This window comes from Lichenibacterium ramalinae (assembly GCF_004137085.1).
GTDB lineage: Bacteria > Pseudomonadota > Alphaproteobacteria > Rhizobiales > Beijerinckiaceae > Lichenihabitans > Lichenihabitans ramalinae.
Genome location: NZ_QYBC01000014.1, coordinates 147,809 through 163,762 on the forward strand (window position 1 = coordinate 147,809; position 15,954 = coordinate 163,762).

Consider the following 15,954-nt stretch of genomic DNA (forward strand, 5'->3'; position numbering starts at 1 on the left):
TCACCGGCATGGATCGAGACGACGAGGATCGGGCCTTCCTGGCCCAGGCGGTGGCGCTGTCGCGCTCCCGCATGGAAGCGGGCCACGGCGGGCCGTTCGGCGCCGTCGTGGTGCGCGACGGCGTGGTCCTCGCCGAGGGCTGGAACGCCGTGACCTCCGCCAAGGACCCGACGGCCCACGCGGAAGTCACCGCCATCCGGCGGGCCTGCGCGGCGGTGGACGACTTCTCGCTCGCCGGCGCCACGCTTTATTCGAGCTGCGAGCCCTGTCCCATGTGCCTGTCGGCCATCTACTGGGCGCGGCTGGACCGGCTCGTCTACGCCAACACGCGCGATCAGGCCGCCGCCATCGGCTTCGACGACGCCTTCCTCTACGACGAGGTGCCGAAGGCGCCGCTCGACCGCCGCCTGCCGACGCGCCACCTGCCGATGCCCGAAGCCGAGGCCACGTTCCACGCCTGGGCCGAGAAGACCGACAAGGTGTCGTATTGAGCGCCGCGCCCGCCCGCCTCTGGATCAAGGATCCGCTGGCCGTCGCGGCGCCCGGCGCCGAACGCGGCCTCGTCGTCGCGGGTCGCACCATCGCCGAGCTGGTCCCGGCCGGCGGCGAGCCGAGCGCGCCCTGCGCGGTCTTCGACGCGTCCCGCCACGTCGTGCTGCCGGGCCTCGTCAACACCCACCACCACTTCTACCAGACGCTGACCCGCGCCCATCCGGCGGCGATCAACAAGCCGCTCTTCCCCTGGCTGAAGGCGCTCTATCCGCTCTGGGCGCGGCTCACGCCCGACGACCTGCGCGCCGCCGTGCGGATCGCCCTCGTCGAACTTTTGATGTCGGGCTGCACCACGGCGGCCGACCACCATTACCTCTACCCCGCCGGGCTCGAACAGGCGGTCGACATCGAGGTGGAGGCGGCCCGCGAGGTGGGCCTGCGCATGACGGTGACGCGCGGCTCCATGAACCTGTCCGAGAAGGATGGCGGCCTGCCGCCCGACGCCGTGGTGCAGGACCAGGACACGATCCTGCGCGACAGCGAGCGCGTGCTCGCCCTGTTCCACGATCCGAAGCCCGGCGCCGACATCCAGATCGGCCTCGCGCCCTGCTCGCCCTTCACCGTGACGGAGCGGCTGCTGCGCGAGACGGCGGCGCTGGCCGAGCGCTTCGACTGCCCGCTGCACACCCACCTCGCCGAGACCGCCGACGAGACGGAGTTCTGCGTGGCGCGCTACGGCTGCCGCCCCGTCGACCTGCTGGAGCGCAACGGCTGGCTCGTGCCGCGCGCCTGGATGGCGCACGGCATCCATTTCGACGACGCCGAGGTGGCGCGGCTCGGCCGGCACGGCGTCGGCGTGTGCCACTGCGCCGCCTCCAACATGGTGCTGGCTTCGGGCATCTGCCGCACGGTCGAGCTCGAGGCGGCGGGCGTCAAGGTCGGGCTCGGCGTCGACGGTTCGGCGTCGAACGACGCCTCCAACATGATGGAAGCGCTGCGCCAGGCGCTGATGATCGGGCGCCTGCGCTACGGCGCCGAGAAGGTCACGCACCACGACGTGATCCGCTGGGGGACCGAGGGGTCGGCCCGCTGCCTCGGGCGCGACGACATCGGCCGCATCGCGCCGGGCCTGCAGGCGGACCTGGCGCTGTTCACGCTGGACGAGACGCGCTTCGCCGGTGCCCACGACCCGCTCGCCGCCCTGATCCTGTGCAACGCCCACCGGGCCGACCGGGTCATGGTGGGCGGCCGCTGGCGCGTGGAGGACGGGCAGCCGGTCGGGCTCGATCTCGCCAAGATGATCGCCGACCAGCGCCAGGCCGCCCGGCGCTTCGCCTGACACGCCCGACGGCTCCCGCGCCGCGGGAGCCGGCCCAATGGATGGACCGCCCATGTCGACCTTCTCCGCCGACGCCTGGACGCGCAACCGCGCGCTCTACGACGCGACGCTGGCGCTGCCGTTCAACCGGGAGCTCGCGCAGGGTCGCCTCGGGCTCGACGCCTTCCGGCACTACATCGTGCAGGATGCCAAATACCTGGTCGCCTTCGGCCAGGCCCTGGCGGTGGCGGCCGCCAAGGCCGACGATCCCGACCACATCGTCCAGTTCGCCGGGGCGGCGCGCGAGGCCGTGGTGGTGGAACGGGCCCTGCACGAGGACTATTTCGGTCGCTTCGGGCTCGATGCCGCCGCGGTGGCGGCCGAGCCCATGTCGCCGGCCTGCCACCACTACACCGGCTTCCTGCTCGCCACGGCCTTCCGCGAACCCCTGCCGGTCATCGCGGCGGCGGCGCTGCCCTGCTTCTGGGTCTACCGCGAGGTCGGCCACCACATCCACGCCACCGCGGCGGCCGACAATCCCTACCGCGCCTGGATCGACACCTATGCCGGCGAAGACTTCGCCGCCGCCGTCGACGCCATGATCGCCACCACCGACGCGCTGGCCGCCGCCGCCGCGCCCCCTGTCGTCGCCGCCATGCACGGCGCCTTCACCCGCGCCATGCAGCTCGAATGGATGTTCTGGGACTCGGCCTACCGCCGGCTGTCCTGGCCGGTGTGACGGTCCGCCGGCCGCGGCCCGGGGCCGGCGCATGGTGGCAAGCCTTTTGCTCATTTGACATTCGTCCGGCCTGGGCCATCCTCGCCGGACAGAGTCGCGACGCAGATCCGGCCCAGCGTCGCGGGTCCCGTCGCGCTCGTCCCCAGGCTGCACCCCCGGTTCACCTCATGTCCATCAGCAAAGCGGAAGCCGGCGCGGTGTCGATCAGGACGGGGCGGGGCCGCCCGCCGGGCTCCGTCCCGCTGCCGCCGCCGGCCCGCAGCCGCCGCGGCGGCGAGGAGGCGGCCGGCCGGGGTCCCGATGCCGCCAGGGCCCGCGCCATGGCGGACATCACCTCGGTGGCCTTCCTGCTGGTGCCCTCATTCTCGATGATCGCCTTCTCGTCGGCGATGGAGCCGCTGCGGCTCGCCAACCGCATCGAGGGCCACGACACCTTCTCCTGGCGCGTCCTGTCCGCCGACGGGCGTCCGGTCGCGGCCTCCAACGGCGTCGAGGTCGCCGTGCAGGGCAGCTTCGCCGACCTCGGCGGCGCCACGGCCGCCATCGTGTGTTCCGGCGTCGACGTCCAAACCTTCGACCACCGCGAGCTCGCCGCCCGGCTGCGGGGCCTCGCGTCGCGCGGCGTCCCGGTCGGGGCGGTGTGCACCGGCACCTACGTGTTGGCCCGGGCGGGCCTGCTCGACGACCACCGCTGCACCATCCACTGGGAGAACCAGGATTCGCTGCGGGAACAGTTCCCGCAGATCGACGTCACCGAGGAGCTCTTCGAGATCGACCGCACGCGCTTCACCTGTGCGGGCGGCACGGCGGCGATCGACATGATGCTGGCCCTCATCGCCCGGCAGCTCGGCCAGGAGGTCGCCTCCGGCGTCACCGACCAGCTCATCCACCACCGCATGCGCGACGGCGACGAGCGCCAGCGCATGGAGCTGCGCTCCCGCCTCGGCGTGGCGCATCCCAAGCTCATCAGCGTGGTGGGCGAGATGGAGCGCTGCATCGAGCAGCCGCTGTCCTGCGTCGACCTCGCCGAAGGGGCGGGGCTCTCGACCCGCCAGCTCGAGCGCCTGTTCCGCAAATACATCGGGCAGGTGCCCACCCGCTACTACCTCGGCCTGCGCCTCACCCGGGCCCGCCAGCTGCTGCTGCAGACGTCCATGCCGATCCTGTCGATCGGGCTCGCCTGCGGCTTCGTCTCGGCCTCGCATTTCTCGAAATGCTACTCGGAGCATTTCGACCGCACGCCCTCCCAGGAACGCCGCTGCAACCGTTAACGCCGCTCCGACCGCAGAGCCGGAGCGCAGGCCAGAACGCGTCGCCTGCACAACAGAAGGCCGGCAACGGCCGCGGGATGATCGTGGCCCGCGGCGCCTCCCACGCGCCGCGATCGCCCCTCCGCGAGGTCGATGCAACGTGTCCACCGAATACGACTACATCATCGTCGGCGCGGGCTCGGCCGGTTGCGTCATGGCCAACCGGCTGACGGAGGACGCTTCCGTTTCCGTGCTGCTCGTGGAGGCGGGGGGCGGCGACTGGTCGCCCTTCATCCGCATGCCGAGCGCGCTCGCCATCGCGATGGAGACGAAGAGCACCAACTGGAACGACCTTTCCGAGCCCGAACCCCATCTCGGCGGGCGCCGCATCACCTGCCCGCGCGGCAAGGTCGTGGGCGGCTCCTCCTCGATCAACGGCATGGTCTACATCCGCGGCAACGCCATGGACTTCGAGTCCTGGGACCGCGCGGGCGCCCGGGGCTGGGCCTATGCCGACGTGCTGCCCTACTTCAAGCGGGCCGAGACCCGTGAGGAGGGCGGGGACGGCTACCGCGGCTTCGACGGCCCGCTGCACACGAGCTACGGCCCGATGGAGAACCCGCTGTTCGCGGCCTTCGTCGAGGCGGGCCGGCAGGCCGGCTATCCCGTGACCGAAGACGTGAACGGCTTCCAGCAGGAAGGCTTCGGCCGCATGGACCGGACGATCCGCGGGGGCGTGCGCTGGAGCGCGGCCCGGGCCTACCTCGACGCGGCGCGCGGCCGCGCCAACCTCACGCTCTGGACGCGCTGCGCGGTCGAGCGCGTGACCTTCGCGGGGCGCCGGGCGACCGGCCTCGCCTGCCGCCGCAAGGGCCAGCCCGTGACGGTGACGGCCCGCCGCGAGGTGATCCTGGCCGGGGGCGCCATCAACTCGCCCCAGCTCCTGATGCTGTCGGGTGTCGGCCCGGCCGACCACCTGCGCCAGCACGGCATCGCCGTCGTGGCGGACCGGCCGGGGGTCGGCGCCAACCTGACCGACCACCTCGAATTCTACTTCCAGGTCGCCTGCCGGGAGCCCATCACGCTCTATGGCACGATGGGTCTCGTGCCGAAGGCGCTGATCGGCGCGCGATGGCTGCTGACCCGCGAGGGTCTCGGCGCCACCAACCATTTCGAAAGCTGCGGCTTCATCCGCTCGCGGGCCGGCGTCGCCTGGCCGGACCTGCAATATCACTTCCTGCCGGCCGCCATCTCCTACAACGGCAAGGACCTCGCCGAGCAGCACGGCTTCCAGGCCCATATCGGCTCCATGCGCTCGAAGAGCCGCGGCCGCATCGCGCTGCGCTCGGCCGATCCGCAGGCCCGGCCGTCGATCCTGTTCAACTACATGAGCCACCCCGACGACTGGGTGGAGATGCGCGCCGCGGTGCGGCTGACCCGCGAGATCTTCGCCCAGCCGGCCTTCGACCGCTATCGCGCCGAGGAGATCCAGCCCGGGGCCGCGGTCCAGACCGACGACGAGATCGACGCCTTCATCCGCGACCACGTGGAGAGCGGCTACCATCCCTGCTCGACCTGCCGCATGGGGGCGGTCGACGACCCTCTGGCGGTGGTGGGGCCGGACACGCGGGTGATCGGCGTCGAGGGGCTGCGGGTGGCGGATTCCTCCATCATGCCCACCATCACCACCGGCAACCTGAACGCCCCGACCATCATGCTGGCCGAGAAGGCCTCCGACCACATCCGCGGCCGCCAGCTCCTGCCGCCGTCGAACCTGCCGTTCTTCCGCGCGCCGGATTGGGAAACGGCGCAGCGCTAAAGCGCTTTCGCCTTCGGGGGATTCGCTCCAGCTTCCGGACCGAGGGCAGTTCCACGGGCTTGGAGTCGCAAGGCGAGGCGGAGACGACCGATACTGCTTGACCGGCGGCGAGGGGCTTGGCGCGGAGCGCCGCGGCTCCGCGCCGGCGGTTCAGGCCAGCGTGCCGTGGCAGTGCTTGTACTTCTTGCCCGAGCCGCACGGGCAGGCCTCGTTGCGGGACACCTTGCCCCATGAGGCCGGGTCGTCGGGGTCGCGCGTCGTGGGCTCGGTCCGCTCCAGCGTCGTGAGCAGGCCGCCGGCCGAGACGGCGCCGAAGTCGCCCGCCGCGAGGCGCGCGTTCATGTCGGCGATCGCCATGTCGTCGTCGCCCGTCAGCGGGTCCTGGTGGGTGGCGAACATCGGGGGCAGGTCGCCCCCGATGCTGGGCTGCTCGAAGGCGACCTCGACGCGCATCAGCTGCGCCGTCACGATCTCGCGCAGCTTGGTGATCAGCCCGTCGAACAGGTCGAAGGCTTCGGACTTGTACTCGTTCAGCGGGTCGCGCTGGGCGATGCCGCGCCAGCCGATCACCTGGCGCAGGTGGTCCAGCACCACGAGATGCTCGCGCCACAGGTGGTCGAGCACCTGCAGGACGATCTGCTTCTCGACGTAGCGGCTGAGTTCGGCACCGTTCTTCTCGACGCGCGCGGCGTAATGGTCGTCGACCGCCTTCTGCAGCCGCTCGCGCATCTCCTCGTCGGCGATGCCTTCTTCCCTGGCCCAATCCTCGACGGGCGGCTCCATGGCGAGGCCGTCGCGCAGCGCCTCCTTGAGGCCGGCGATGTCCCAGGCCTCGGGATAGGCGTCGTGCGGCATGTGGCGACCCACGAGGTCGTCGACCACGCCCTGGCGCATCTCGGCGATCAGCTCTTCGAGCGAGTCCTGCCCCATCATCTCGCGGCGCTGCTCGAAGACGACGCGCCGCTGGTCGTTCATGACGTCGTCGTATTTGAGGACGTTCTTGCGCATGTCGAAGTTGCGGGCCTCGACCTTCTGCTGCGCCTTCTCGAGGGCCTTGTTGATCCAGGGATGGACGATGGCCTCGTCCTCCTGCAGGCCGAGGCGCTTCAGCACCATGTCCATGCGGTCGGAACCGAAGATGCGCATCAGGTCGTCCTGCAGCGACAGGAAGAACTTCGAGCGGCCCTTGTCGCCCTGGCGGCCGGCGCGGCCGCGCAGCTGGTTGTCGATGCGGCGGCTCTCGTGCCGTTCGGTGCCGACGATGTAGAGGCCGCCGGCCGCGATGGCCTTCTCCTTGAAGCGCGCCACCTCGGCGCGGATCTCGGCCTCCCGGGCGTCGCGCTCGGGTCCCGGTTCCAGGTCGGCGCATTCCTGGGCGACCCGCATCTCGACGGAGCCGCCGAGCTGGATGTCGGTGCCGCGGCCCGCCATGTTGGTGGCGATTGTGATGGCGCCGGGCACCCCGGCCTCGGCCACGATATAGGCTTCCTGCTCGTGGAAGCGGGCGTTGAGGATGGCGAAGAGCTTGGACGGCTCGTTCCCGTCAGCGCGGGCCGCCGCATAGAGGCCCTTCAGCGCCGCCGAGGGATCCGAGAAGTCGATCCGCCGGAAGCCCGCCTCGGCCAGCATCTCGCCGAGCTGCTCGGACTTCTCGATGGAGGTCGTCCCCACCAGCATCGGCTGCATGGTGGCGTTGGCGGCCTCGATCTCCTTGACGATGGCGCGCACCTTCTCGGGGCCGGAGCGGTACACCTCGTCGTGCTCGTCGACGCGCGACACCGGCCGGTTGGTGGGGATCTCCACCACTTCGAGCTTGTAGATCTCGGCGAACTCGTCGGCCTCGGTCGAGGCCGTGCCGGTCATGCCGGCGAGCTTCTTGTAGAGGCGGAAATAGTTCTGGAACGTGATGGAGGCGAGCGTGACGTTCTCGGGCTGGACGGCGACGTGCTCCTTGGCCTCGAGCGCCTGGTGCAGCCCTTCCGAATAGCGGCGCCCCGGCATCATGCGGCCGGAGAACTCGTCGATGATGACGACCTCGCCGCCGCGCACGATGTAGTCCTTGTCGCGGGTGAACAGCTTGTGGGCCTTCAGCGCCTGCTGGACGTGGTGCACCAGCGTGGCGTTCTGCGCCTCGTAGAGCGTCCCCTCGGTGAGCAGCCCCGCCTCGGCGAGCAGCGCCTCGATGTGCTCGTTGCCCGCCTCGGTGAGGTTGGCGGTGCGCTGCTTCTCGTCGACCTCGAAGTCCTCCTTCACGAGGCCGGGGATCAGCGTGTCGATGGAATTGTAGAGGTCCGATTTGTCGTCCGACGGCCCCGAGATGATCAGCGGCGTGCGGGCCTCGTCGATGAGGATGGAATCCACCTCGTCGACGATCGCGTAGGTGTGGCCGCGCTGGACCATCTGGTCCAGCTCGTACTTCATGTTGTCGCGCAGGTAGTCGAAGCCGTACTCGTTGTTGGTGCCGTAGGTGATGTCGGCGGCATAGGCGGCCTTGCGCTGCGCGTCGTCGAGCCCGTGCACGATGACGCCGTAGCTGAGGCCGAGGAAGTTGTAGACCCGCCCCATCCAGTCCGCGTCGCGGCGGGCGAGGTAGTCGTTCACCGTGACGACGTGGACGCCGTTGCCCGGCAGGGCATTGAGGTAGGTGGCGAGGGTGGCGACCAGCGTCTTGCCCTCGCCGGTGCGCATCTCGGAGATGCCGCCCTCGTGCAGCACCATGCCGCCGATCAGCTGCACGTCGAAGTGGCGCTGGCCGAGCACGCGCTTGGCGGCCTCGCGCACCGTGGCGAAGGCCGGCACCAGCAGGTCGTCGAGGCTCTTGCCGGCGGCGAGCTGCTCGCGGAACATCCCGGTGCGACCCGCGAGGTCGGCGTCGGACAGGGCCGCGACCTCCGGCTCGAGCGCGTTGATGGCGGCGACCTTGGGCGTGTAGGACTTCAACCGACGCCCGTTGGCCGTGCCGAAAATCTTGCTTGCGAGCGAGCCGAGCATCCGTCGAAAACCTCAGTCTGCGCCGCACGGCGCCGAAGGCGCGCGGCTGATCCTGCCATCCGGAGCACTCTCTAGCACGATCCGGACGGCGTCCCGCATGTAAGCCGCGCGGCCGCCGCCTGCAACGGCGCCGCGCCGGCCCGGGCCGGCGGGGCGAGAATCCGGTAGCCTTCGGGGCCGCCGGCGGATAAGAGCCGCCCCGGACCCCGTCAATCGCGGGTCGTGCCCTCGGCCGCCCCGCCGAGCATGCCGCTCATGGAGGTTCGAGGGACGACGATCCCGCCCGCGGCGCGGGGGGAGCGAGCGTGGCGCAAGCCAGCCGGGACGGCGCGGGGAGCCCGGAAATCCATCACGGCAGCGTTGCCCGCGCGGGCGGCGCGCCTCATCTCCCCCTCATCCATCCTCCGAGGACCTGTCCCCATGGTGAAACGATACGACGCCCCGCTGCGCAGCCTCGCGGCCGCCGCCCTCATCTCGCTCGCCGCGATGGCCCCGGCCTCCGCCAAGGTGCTGGCCACCGTCAACGGCTCGGACATCACCGATGACGACGTGCGCGTCGCCACCGCCGATCTCGGCCCCTCGCTGCCGGCCCAGCTCCAGGGGCCGGCGCGGGAAGCCTATGTGGTCGACTACCTGATCGACCTGAAGCTCGCCGCCCAGCAGGCGGCGCAGCAGAAGCTCGGAGACGCGCCCGACTTCGCCCGCAAGCTCGCCTACTACCACGACAAGGTGTTGATGGAGACGCTGCTCGGCAACATCGCCAAGGGCGCCGTGACGCCGGAGGCCGAGAAGAAGGTCTACGACGACGCCGCCAAGGCGCAGCCGCCCGAGACCGAGATCCACGCCCGCCACATCCTGGTGCCGACCGAGGAGGAGGCCAAGGCCGCCCTGGCACGGGTGAAGAAGGGCGAGGACTTCGCCAAGGTCGCCGACGAGGTGTCGAAGGACCCGGGCTCCCAGGGCGGCGACCTCGGCTGGTTCACCAAGGACAAGATGGTGCCGGAATTCGCCGCCGCCGCCTTCAAGCTCGAGCCCGGCCAGATCTCCGACCCGGTGAAGAGCGAGTTCGGCTGGCACGTCATCAAGGTCGAGGGCAAGCGCGAGAAGGCCTTCCCGCCCTTCGAGCAGGTGAAGGACCAGGTCGCCCGCTACGTGGCGCAGAAGGCCCAGAGCGACGACATCACCAAGCTGCGCGAGGCCGCCAAGATCGAGCGCATGACGCCGCCCCCGGCGCCTCCGGCCCCGGCAACTCCGGCTCCCGCCGCTCCCGCCCCCGCCGGCGCGACGCCGGCTCCCGCGGCCCCGAAGCCCTGACGAGGTGCGGGCGGGGGAGCGGGCCACGACGGCCCGCTCCCCCGCCTGCTCACGCTGCTCCGCGCTCCCCGAGACAGCCCTAAGCAAGGCGCCGGCGCGCTCGAACCGGCGTGTGTCGGCAGTTCGGCACCTGCTAGCCGCGCAGGAAGGCGTTGACGCGGTCCATGGTGTCCTGCGGGAAGGCCGCGTCCCAGTCGGTCGGCCAGGTCATGGCCTCGGCCCCGGCCAGCCGGCCCTCGACGTCGTCGACCCGGGCGATGGCGGCCCGCAGCCCCGCCACGATGCCGTCGAGCGTGGGCGGCACGCCGACGAGGTTGGGCGAGATCGCCGCCAGGGCCGCGGCGGTCTTGTTGGCGAAGGTGTTGGTCACGGTCGGCAGCCCGGCCGCCGCCATCTCCAGCGGCACGAGGCTGGGATGGGGCGTGAGCATGAGCGACAGCCCCACGTCGAAGCCCGGCAGCATGTCGATGTAGCCCTGCAGGCTGGTCTTCGGCACCATCCGCAGGAAGGTGCCGGGCACGAGTTCCAGCCGGTCCGCCGTGGCGATCGAGCCGATGCCGTGCGCCGTCCAGCCGGCCGCCACGATGGCGGGGTCGGAGAAGAGCGCGACCAGGGCGGCGATGCCCATCTCGAACATGTTGCGGGCCGCGTGGTCCTCGGGACGGGCGTAGAACAGGATGCGGCGGCTGCGCCGCCCGAGTTGGGCGCGGGTCGGCGCGAAGCGCTGGATGGCGTTGGAGAAGACGGCGGACCGGTCCTCCCCGCCCTCCGCTTCGAAGAGCCCGATGCGGTTTTGCCGGAAATAGTCGCGCAGGATGCCGGTCGAGAAGAGGCCGAACTGCGGGAAGTCGTAGGCCTGCCGCAGCAGCGCCGTGTTGGTGTTCATCGGCCCGAAGAAGGGCTCGAATTCCTGGATCAGGAACAGGAACTTGTCCCGCCCGAGCGCCGCCTCGGCCTTGTGCGCCACATGGGCGCTCCAGCCGCTGGTCGCCACGAAGCGGTCCTCGGGCGACACGTCGAGCGGCAGCGAGCGGTCGTGGCGGTAGGCGACCTCGACGGCGTCGAAGAGGTCGCCGAGGCCGGGATAGCGGGCGATGCGGCTCCGCCAGGCGTTGAGCTGCACGTCGGTCTCGTCGAGCAGCACGATGCGCACCGTGTGGCCGTCCCGGCGCAACCTCAAGGCGAGGTTGAACATGCCGATATAGCCGCCGAAGAGGTAATCGAAATTGATCGTCGCCAGCAGGAGGTTGACGCGGCGCGGATGGGCCGGCGAGGGCCGCAGCGCGAGCGGCGACACGTTGTGGAAGATCCAGCCCACATGGCCGAAGTCCATGGCGGCGATGTCCCGTCCCGTCCCCGAATGGCGGAAGTCGATCGGGGCGGCGGCATCGCCGCCGGCCAGCAGGTGGCGCAGGCCGTGGATGTAGCGCTTGCGGCGGATGCGCCGCGCCTGCACGCCCCGCAGCGCCCGATAGGCGGCCTGGCGCGAGCGCGAGATCAGCACGGCCCGCAGGAAGTGGCCCTCGTGGTTCAGCGTCGGGCGCTTCTCCAGGGCGGACAGGAGCCGTTCGCGCAGCGCGGGGGCGAGGCGCGTCAGGCCGGCGAGGCGGGTCAGCACGCGGCGGAGTTCGGGCCGCGCCCCCGGATGGCGCATCAGGAGCACGCGGGACAGCACCACCTTCTGCGCCACGAGCGACTGGCGGTCCTGCGTGGCTCGCGCCGTCATGTCGCGCAGCGTGTGGCCGAGCGGCCCGCGGTGCCGCAGCGCCGACAGCACGGCCCGGCCCGCCGCCGCGAGGCCCGGCGCGTCGGCGTCGCGCTTGTGGCCGATGACGTTGCCGCCGTGCTGGATGTAGTCGTGCAGGGGCCGGTCGACGTAGCGGATGCCACCCTTCACCAGGGCGTTGAGGCCGATCCAGTGGTCGTGGTAGGCGGCGCCGAGCCGGTCCGGGAAGGGCAGGACCTGCTCCAGCAGGGCGGTGCGGAACAGGCTGGCGGCGCCCATGATGGTGTTGGCCGCCATGAGGCTCGGCAGCGACGTGAAGTTGTTGCGGCGCGTCACCCAGAACGTGTCGGAGTGGGCGCGCCCCTCGGCGTCGACGATGCGCACGTCCGCATAGGCGAGCTCGGCCCCCTCGTCGAGCGCGCCGATCAGCGTCGCGAGCTTGTCGGGATGCCAGCTGTCGTCCTGGTCGCTCAGCGCCACCAGGTCGGCATCGGCCGGCACGGCGCGCAGCGCCCGCTCGAAATTGCCGTAGAAGTCGAGCCTGTCGCGGTTGCGCAGCAGAACGAAGCGCGGGTCGTCGAGCAGCGGCGCCATCCGGGCGACCACGACGTCCGGCGAGGCGTCGTCGGAAACGATGCAGATCCAGTTGGCGTGCGTCTGCGCCTTGATGGAGGCGACCTGGGCGGCGAAGAGGTCGAGCGGCGGCTGGTGGGTCGCCATGCAGATGGCGACGCGCGGCCCCTCGCCCGAGCGTTTGTCCGGCCAGACGACCGGGACCGGCGCCCGGCCGGTGCCGGGCAGCAGCGTCAGAGTGCCGAGGCCCCGCTCCAGCACGGTGCCGTCATGGGTGACGAGGCGCAGGCGGAGCGCGCGCGTCGACGGGGCCGTCACGGCGGGTAGGGCCACCACGGCCTCGAAGCCGCCGAAGAAGCTGTTGCCTTCGGGGTCGTGCGCCATCTCGGCGTCGAGCACGTCGGGCCGCGGCTGGCCGAGGTCGACGATCGGGTGGCGCTCGTCGCCGATGAAGAGGTCGAGGAAGCGGGTGCGGCCGCGCGTCGGATAGGCCCAGCCCCGCATGAAGAGAGCGGTTCCGAGGCCGGTGTGCAGCGAGGGCGGCAGCGGTTCCACCTCGGCCCGCAGCACGGTCGGCAGGAGGGCATCCTGCGCTTCCGCGCGGGCGAGGAAATGCGCGGCCGGCGCGGCGTCGGCCTCGGGGAACAGCACCCCGTAGCGGCGCGCGTCGAAATCGGGGTGGGGATCGTGGCCCGCGGCCGCGCCGTGCCGGAGGTAGTGTTCGGCGGCCGGGCCGGACAGGCCGGGCCGGCTGCCGCGATACCACCGGGGCGCCACCAGGCCGGCGGCGGCGAGGCGCCGGGCTTCGAGGCGCAGCGCGCGGCGCGACCGGCGCCGGCCGGCCTGGAGCAGGTCGGCCCAGTCTTCGGGGCTGCCGATCACCCGCGCGAGGAGCCGGCCGAGCGGATGCCGGGCGAGCGCGTCGAGGCGCGCCCGCGCACCGCTGTTCTTGTCAACCATCGTGCCTGGACCTGCCCCGTATCGACCGGAACGGGCAGAAAGCCGACCGGGCCCGGCCCGTCAAGCGAAGGAGAAGCGCTTGTGACCCTGGTAGCTGAGCACCACGGGGCTCAGCACGCCGATGACGTGGGCGACGAGGTCGGCGTTCCAGGTGAAGTGGATCGCCGGGAAGACCAGCTTGGCGAGGCCGACGCTGACGGCCAGCACCTGGAGCAACGCCGCGACGTTGACCAGGGCGAAGCGGCCGTATTCCACGTGGAGGCTGCGCCCCGAGCCCGCGAAGACGAAGAGGCGGGCGAGGACGAAGGCCGTGGTCATGCCGACGAGATAGGCCAGGGCGACGGCGGCCTCGTAGGGCATGGCGAGGCCGAAGACGAGACGGCTCCCCACGTTGACGCCCGCCGCGACCCCGCCGGTGAGCAGGAAGGCCGCGAAGCGGCTCGTCTCGGGCCGGCGCAACCGGTGGACCAGGGACTTGCGGTTCATCGGGCGGCTCCCATCGGCGTTGCAGGCGTTCGCGGGCTTGTCGCATAGTCACCTTGCACGAGGGTTGCAACGATGCAACGCCGCAACGGCACCTCGATGTGGCCCCGCGCCGCACCGCGATGCCGCTGCTCCCTCGCGGGAACCCCGCGTCGCGCCGGTCGTGCCAGCGGCGAACCCGTCACCGGCCTCAGGTGCGGGCCGCGCCCGCCAGGCCGGTGCCGGCCTCGGGCTCGGCGCCGAGCGCCCGGTCCCCCCCGAGCGCGCGCGCGGCCTGTAGGTCGACCACTACGCCGCCGGCGCGCTCCTTGAGGAGCTTGGCGAAGGACGGGATCGCTTCGGCGAAGACGCGGTCGGCTTCGGCGCGGCTGCCGGAAGCGATCGCCCCCGCCAGCGTTTCGAGCCAGCGGGTGATGCGGCCGCGGTCGTAGCCCACGGTGCGGGCCGCCGTGACGCCGTCGACGCCGATGTCGAGCACGGGTTCGTCGCCGGTGAAGAGGTATTCGTTGAGGCGCTCACCCTTGCGCACGCCCGTGAAGGTGATCTCCATGTCGCGGCCGGGCTCGAAGCCGGCCATGCGGATCATGCGGGTCGCGAGGTCGACGATGCGGGCCGGCTGGCCCATCTTGAGCACGTAGACCGACGCCCGTTCGGCCTGGGCGTTCTTGCGGCCGAGCGCATGGGCCGAGGCCGTGAGGACGAGGTCGCAGGCCTCGCGCACCGTCATGAAGTAGCGGACCATGTCGGGATGCGTGACGGTGACGGGGCCGCCGCGCTCGATCTGCGCCTTGAAGCGCGGCACGACCGAACCGACCGAGCCCAGCACGTTGCCGAAGCGGACCGACAGGAGCCGCACCGGCTTCAGGGCGGCGGCGGCTTCGGCGTCGAGCAGCTGCGCGTAGATCTCGCAGAAGCGCTTGGTGGCGCCGAGGATCGAGACCGGGTCGACGGCCTTGTCGGTCGAGATGAGCACGGCGGCGGCGGCCGTCTGGGCGGCGGCATCGGCGATGTTGACCGAGCCGAAGACGTTGGTCTTGATCGCCTCCGTCCAGTCGACCTCGAGGAACGGCACCTGCTTCAGCGCCGCGGCGTGGAACACGAGGTCGGGCTTGAAGTCCCGGAACAGGGTGAAGATGCGGTCCCGGTCGCGCACGTCGGCGATCTTGCCCGCCAGCGTCACGGCGCCGGTGCAGAGCGGGGCGAGCGCTTCCAGGATGTTGTAGAGCGCCGGCTCGGAATGATCGAGGATCAGCAGGTCCGAGATGCCGAAGGCGATCAGCCGGGCGCAGATTTCCGAGCCGATCGAGCCGCCGCCGCCCGTCACGATGGCGCGCTTGCCCTGCAGCAGGTCGGCCAGCATGGCGCGGTCCACCTCCACGCTGGGCCGGAACAGCAGGTCCTCGATGTTGACGGGCTTGAGCGCCGCCGCGACGCTCGCCCCTTCCTCGACGGTCTGCATGCGCGACAGCGGGATGCCGAGGCGGTTGGCCGTCGCCAGCAGGAGTTCGGATTCCGCCTCCGGCACGAATTCGTTCGGCGCCACGATGATGCGGGCGATGGGCTGGTTGCCGTCCTGCGCTTCGGAGACGACGCGCTCGAGTTCGCCGTAATTGCCCAGCACCGGGACGCCGCGGATGGAGGAGCGGATGTCGGTGCGCTGCGGGGACAGGATGGCGCGGGCCACGAAGCGGCGGCGCAGCCCCGTCTCCAGCGCGCGCAGCACCACCTCGGCCTCGGTGGCACGCCCCAGGATGACGACGCTGCTGGCGCTTTCGCGGTCGCCCGCCCGGCGCGACTGCATGTATTTGAGGTAGCGGTAGGCGAGGCGCGGGCCGCCGAGCAGGAACATCTGCAGCAGCCAATAGATCGCCACGGTCTTCTCGCCGAACATCAGCCAGGGCGTCAGCCCCCGCGCCAGCAGCACGTAGTCGCCGACCAGCATGATGAGGGCGAGCAGGCTCGCGGCCTTGAAGATGTTGAACAGGTCCGGCAGCGAGGCGAAGCGCCACTTGGAGGCGTAGAGCGGGAACACGCGGTACACGACCGCCGCGACCGCGACGAAGAACGGCATGATCCAGACGATCTCGTCGGCCATCGGCGCCAACTGCCAGAACTGGTAGCGCAGGATCAGGCAGCCGCCGAAGCTCAGCGCCGTCGCCACGAGGTCGTGGGCGATGATGATGCCGCGCTTCAGGAACTGCGACAGGGCCGGCGTGTTGCGTTGCGTCGTCATCGATCCCCTGGGGGCTGCCCGGAGCGCAGGCGAGGGCTCCGAGGCGTCAAGCGTCG

General features: G+C 71.3%; 10 protein-coding genes. 6 read left to right on the forward strand and 4 right to left on the reverse strand.

The genetic code is table 11. From position 1 onward, the window contains the following. Window positions 1-8: 8 nt before the first annotated feature. The 5 genes from D3272_RS17180 (at window position 9) to betA (ending at window position 5,618) form a co-directional block, all read left to right on the forward strand. Window positions 9-491 (forward strand): nucleoside deaminase, encoded by a 483-nt coding sequence (locus tag D3272_RS17180; protein ID WP_129220435.1) that lies wholly within the window; start codon window positions 9-11, stop codon window positions 489-491. Continuing rightward, complete coding sequence (locus tag D3272_RS17185; RefSeq protein WP_129220436.1) at window positions 488-1,831, forward strand: 8-oxoguanine deaminase; 1,344 nt, start codon at window positions 488-490, stop codon at window positions 1,829-1,831. The genes D3272_RS17180 and D3272_RS17185 overlap by 4 nt, the downstream gene beginning before the upstream one ends. 52 nt (window positions 1,832-1,883) lie before the next feature. Next, on the forward strand, window positions 1,884-2,549 hold the full coding sequence (locus D3272_RS17190; RefSeq protein WP_129220437.1) for a TenA family protein: 666 nt from the start codon (window positions 1,884-1,886) through the stop codon (window positions 2,547-2,549). Between the two features lie 167 nt (window positions 2,550-2,716). After that, complete coding sequence (locus D3272_RS17195) at window positions 2,717-3,820, forward strand: GlxA family transcriptional regulator (protein WP_245496630.1); 1,104 nt, start codon at window positions 2,717-2,719, stop codon at window positions 3,818-3,820. 139 nt (window positions 3,821-3,959) lie between these two features. Further along, entirely contained in the window at window positions 3,960-5,618 is a 1,659-nt protein-coding gene (gene betA, locus D3272_RS17200) for a choline dehydrogenase (protein ID WP_129220438.1), read from the forward strand. A gap of 150 nt (window positions 5,619-5,768) precedes the next feature. Here the strand turns inward: betA and secA are convergent, their stop codons facing one another. Further along, complete coding sequence (gene secA, locus D3272_RS17205) at window positions 5,769-8,609, reverse strand: preprotein translocase subunit SecA (protein WP_129220439.1); 2,841 nt, start codon at window positions 8,607-8,609, stop codon at window positions 5,769-5,771. 420 nt (window positions 8,610-9,029) lie between these two features. Between secA and D3272_RS17210 the strand changes: the two genes are divergently transcribed. Beyond that, window positions 9,030-9,923 carry a peptidylprolyl isomerase gene (locus D3272_RS17210; RefSeq protein WP_129220440.1) on the forward strand — a complete coding sequence of 298 codons (894 nt, stop codon included), beginning with the start codon at window positions 9,030-9,032 and terminating at the stop codon, window positions 9,921-9,923. Between the two features lie 133 nt (window positions 9,924-10,056). Here the strand turns inward: D3272_RS17210 and D3272_RS17215 are convergent, their stop codons facing one another. From D3272_RS17215 to D3272_RS17225, 3 genes are all read right to left on the reverse strand, one after another. Next, window positions 10,057-13,182 carry a rhamnosyltransferase WsaF family glycosyltransferase gene (locus D3272_RS17215; protein ID WP_129220441.1) on the reverse strand — a complete coding sequence of 1,042 codons (3,126 nt, stop codon included), beginning with the start codon at window positions 13,180-13,182 and terminating at the stop codon, window positions 10,057-10,059. Window positions 13,183-13,242: 60 nt separating this feature from the next. Continuing rightward, window positions 13,243-13,668: a GtrA family protein gene (locus D3272_RS17220; RefSeq protein WP_129220442.1), complete on the reverse strand. Its 426-nt coding sequence runs from the start codon at window positions 13,666-13,668 to the stop codon at window positions 13,243-13,245. 187 nt (window positions 13,669-13,855) lie between these two features. Next, window positions 13,856-15,898 (reverse strand): SDR family NAD(P)-dependent oxidoreductase, encoded by a 2,043-nt coding sequence (locus D3272_RS17225; RefSeq protein ID WP_129220443.1) that lies wholly within the window; start codon window positions 15,896-15,898, stop codon window positions 13,856-13,858. Between the last annotated feature and the right edge of the window lie 56 nt (window positions 15,899-15,954).